Below are 4,129 nucleotides of genomic sequence, written 5' to 3'. Positions count from 1 at the left end.
TCGGCGCTCCCGCGGAACGGGATTCGCCTGACCGCGGGAGGTTTCCGCATCCGCGCGCTCCGAACCTTTCCTCGGTGTACTCGGCGTCCGGGGTTTATCGGCTCCGGGCACAGGAGCAGAATCGGGCACGGCATGTCTCCACGGTCGTCAGGATTCCGATCCAGAAAGGAATACAGAGGAATTCTGCGCAAGCCGCGGTTCGCGAACAATCGCTCGCAGTAATGAAATTCGGAGCCGTCGGATGGTCCCGGGGTGGGAATTGCCGGGCGCGCGGCGGAGGCAGCGAGTGGACACCGGGAGGGAGTTGCCCGTCGCAGGGAGCAGAACGCTCCAGGGTCATCCGTCTCAGGAGTGAGAACCGGTCCGGCGTGCCGCGTCCGCCGGACTCTTCCGCGGCGTGCTCGCGTCCGGGGAAGCCGGCGAACCGACGTGGCCCCGGCTCTCCACGGCCGACCGTTCCAGGGCCGAACGGTTCAGGTTGTCGTCCAGGATGGAGTGCTGGAGGCGGCGCAGCCCCGGCGAGGGTTCTAGCCCCAGCTCCTGTATGAGGGTGGCACGCAGCTTCTGGTAGACGCCGAGGGCCTCGCCCCGGCGGCCCGAGTGGTGCAGCGCCAGCATCAGCTGCCGGTGCAGGGACTCGTGGGTGGGGTAGCGGTCGACGAGGACGGTGAGTTCGCCGACGAGCCCGCGGTGCTTGCCGAGTCGCAGATCGGCCTCTATGCGCTGGTCGAGGGCGCACAGCCGGGTCTCCTCCAGGCGCTGGCCCTCCATGTCGAGCATGTGCCCGGTCTGGGTGTCGGAGAAGGCGGGGCCCTTCCACAGGGAGAGCGCGTTGCTCAGCCGCCGGGAGGCACCTTCGTAGTCTCCGCAGCCCATGGCCCGGTAGCCCGCGGCGGCCCGCCGCTCGAACTCCCGTGAATCGACGGTCCCTCCGTCGGTGTCGAGCCGGTATCCGCCGGGGAGTGTCGCCAGGACACTCTTCGCCCTGTCCGGCTTCCCGGTGGAGACGGCCGCTTCCCGGATGAGCTCCCGCACCTGGAGCACGTACGTCTGGAGCGTGTTGCGGGCGCTGCGGGGCGGTTCGGCTCCCCACAGCTCCTCGACCAGCGCGGTGACCGGCACCACCTGGTCCGCGTACACGGTCAGCGCAGCGAGCAGGTGCCGCGGCTTCGGAGCTGTCGGCGCGATCGAGATTCCTTCCTCGCGTGCCGCCAGAACTCCTAGCACATCAATATCCACGATGACTCCCCCATGGTCAGCCGCACCGGGCTACGGAAGCCGACGGGTGTCGACTGCCGGACGTGGGGAGATTAAAAACCGGCGCAGCGCGTTGTCAACAAACTCCAGGACGATTTCATCGATCTGCCTCGGTAAACTCCGAGTCAGCAAATGAGCCGGTGCCGCTTGGGATAGCGGAAGTCCGGGGCGATGCGTGTTCCGGACCATACGGACAAACCATGGAGGCTTATCCGCCGCTTATTCCGGTACTTTCTGGGCCCGTCTCGGTGCCCCGTCCCAGGTCTGACGTGAGGCCAGGAATAGAACGGACATCCGCGTCTTCAGTCATGCCGACGGACAATCACGGGAAGCGTGCGTGCGCCGAACAATCCGTCCCGGTGGTAGTCGATCTGCTGCTCGCCGTCGATTCCGACGTCGGCGAACCGGTCGAGCAGCGCCTCCAGCGCGAGCCGCCCCTCCAGGCGGGCCAGCGGAGCGCCCAGGCAGTAGTGGATGCCGTGCCCGAACGCGATCTGCTGGTTGTTCTCGCGCCACGGGTCGAACCGCTCCGGCTCCTCGAACTGCCGCTCGTCGTGGTTCGCGGAGATCAGGGAGCCGACCACCATCCGCCCGGCCGGCACCTGCACACCGCCGACCGTCACATCCCGGGTGCTGACCCGGGCCAGCACGGTGATCGGCGGACGGAAGCGCATCACCTCCTCCACCACGGCGGGGATCAGCGCGCGGTCGGCCCGCACCGCCTCCGCCACCTTCGGGTTCTCCTCCAGCGCCAGCATCGTGTTGCCCAGCATCATCGAGGTGGAGACGTGGCCCGCCATCAGCAGCAGCCCGCCGAACTCCACGATCTGCCGGTCCGTCAGGGACTCGCCGTCCAGCTCGGCCCGTACCAGCCGGGAGATCAGGTCCTCGCCACCGGGGTTGGCCCGCCGGTCCTCGACGTGACCCTGCAGATACTCGTGCATCTCCTCCAGCGGGCCCCTGACCAGGCGTTCATAGTCCTCCCCGGCCTCGTCGCCGAACTGCAGCTCCACCGGGTCGTCGACCTCGATCGACAGCATCCGCTCCGACCAGTTGCGGAAGAGGTCCTGGTCGGACGTGGGGATGCCGAGCAGTTCCGCGATCACCCGCACCGGCAGCGGATACGCGAAGTCGCCGACCAGGTCGAACCTGTCGCCCTCGACGGCCTCCAGCAACTGCCCGGCGAGCTCGGTGATCCGCGGCTCCAGGTTCGTCACGGTCCGCGGTGTGAACGCCTGGCTGACGAGGCGGCGCAGCTTGCGGTGCAGCGGCGGATCGATGACGGAGAGGATCTGCTCGCTGAGCGCGTTGGAGTCGGGGCGCAGCCGGCTCAGCTCCGAGGAGAACGCCCCCGGGTCGGCGGAGAGCTCCATGACGTCGGCGTACCGGTAGACGTGGAACACGCCGTACTCGTCCTCGCGGACGGGGTGTTCGTCGCGCATGGTGCGCAGCCACTCGAACATGCGGTGGCCGCCATCGGTCAGGTCCGGCTGCGCGGCTACGGTCTGCTGGGTCACTTGCGTCTCCTTCGACGAGGGTGCGGACGGGTAGGGGTTTCAGGCACGCCTCGTGCCGGAGATGAGGGCGGGCGCGACATCCGGGACCGCGCCCGGGACCGGCGCGTAGGGGTCGAGCACGTCCGCCGGGTGGTGCTCGATCCGCAGGCGCGTGCCCAGCTCGTGCTCGGCCGCCACCTCCAGCAGCACCTCGACGGACAGGTGGTCCTCCAGCGCGAAGCCGGTGGAGTCGAAGACGGTCGTCGTGCCGCGCAGCGCGTGCGCACGCTCCGGCTGCGCGCAGAACTCGGCGAGGCTGCCGCCGGTCTCCTCCGGGGCGAGCTGCTGGCACTCGCCCTCGTGCAGGGCCTGCTCACGGTGGTCCGGTACGACGTACGCGCGCCGCAGCAACTCCACCGGAAGCTCCGTCTTTCCGACCAGGTCGGCGCCGATCGCGTTGACGTGCAGATGCTCCCGCGTCGGCCCGTCCGGGAGCACCGGTCCCTCGCCGACGGGAACCGAGGTCGCGGTGCAGATCACGTCCGACTCTGCGGCGATCTCCTCGGGCCGCGCGATCCGGACGTCCAGCCCGAGGAAAGCGACCCGTGCCGCGTAACTCGCCGCGTGCGCCGGGTTGTTGTCCCACACCAGGACCCGCTCCAGGGGAAGGACGCGGCTGAGGCCGTGCAGCTGCGTGACGGCCTGCGCCCCGGCGCCGATCACTCCCGCGACGCGGCTGCCGGGCTCGGCGAACAGCCTGCTGGCGACGGCCGACGCGGCGCCGGTGCGGATCGCAGTCAGCAGCACCCCGTCGGTCAGCGCCGTCAGGGCGCCGGTGGCGTCGTCGTAGCGGGCCACCGTGCCGAGGATCGTCGGCAGCCCGAACCGCTCCGGGTTGGCGGGGCTGTAGGCCACGGTCTTGAGGGTGATGCTGTCGCCCGGCTCCCGGTGCGGCATCCACTCCCACACGCCCGGCACCGGCTGGTCGCGGACGAAGCCGGCACGCTGCGGGGACAGCGCCCTGCGGCCCTGGGCGGCCTCGGTCAGTCCCTCGTCGAGCCGTTCGACGACGCGGTCCATCAGACCGTCCCGGCCCACGGCGTTCACCGCCTCCGCGACGTCGCGCTCGGTCAGGACCCAGGTCTCCATCAGACGCTCCCGTGAATCTCGGTCAGCCGGCGGCCAGTCGGGCCGCGGTGGCCTCAGATTCTGCGGACGGTTCCTGACACGGCCCTGATCAGGTTCTGACGGCGGCACACCCGTCCGTCGCCCGTGCGTGCGCCGGTGCTCGCGGTCAGGCCCGGGTCAGCGCCGTGTCAACGGGGCCGCCCACTGTGGGCGGCGCTCGCGCCACCCGCACCCGCGGCGTGCGCGGA

At 70.1% G+C, this 4,129-nt stretch carries 3 protein-coding genes; all 3 read right to left on the bottom strand.

Going from position 1 to position 4,129, the window contains the following annotated elements; translation table 11 throughout:
• Positions 1–345: 345 nt before the first annotated feature.
• Entirely contained in the window at positions 346–1,239 is an 894-nt protein-coding gene (locus H343_RS29410; protein ID WP_199778891.1) for an AfsR/SARP family transcriptional regulator, read from the bottom strand.
• 320 nt (positions 1,240–1,559) lie between these two features.
• Complete coding sequence (locus H343_RS0107465) at positions 1,560–2,774, bottom strand: cytochrome P450 (protein ID WP_028430625.1); 1,215 nt, start codon at positions 2,772–2,774, stop codon at positions 1,560–1,562.
• A gap of 39 nt (positions 2,775–2,813) precedes the next feature.
• The gene (locus H343_RS29405; RefSeq protein ID WP_051264698.1) at positions 2,814–3,902 is read right to left on the bottom strand and encodes an ornithine cyclodeaminase family protein; all 1,089 of its coding nucleotides are present in this window, start codon (positions 3,900–3,902) and stop codon (positions 2,814–2,816) included.
• Positions 3,903–4,129 lie beyond the last annotated feature (227 nt).

Source organism: Streptomyces sp. TAA204 (assembly GCF_000424965.1).
Note: the sequence above shows the minus strand (reverse complement) of the source record. Positions and strands in the feature narration are given on the sequence as shown.

Bases quoted from the DNA above. Each gene is read 5' to 3' on its own strand.
- H343_RS29405 (WP_051264698.1), bottom strand. From the start codon at position 3,902: ATGGAGACCTGGGTCCTGACCGAGCGCGACGTCGCGGAGGCGGTGAAC.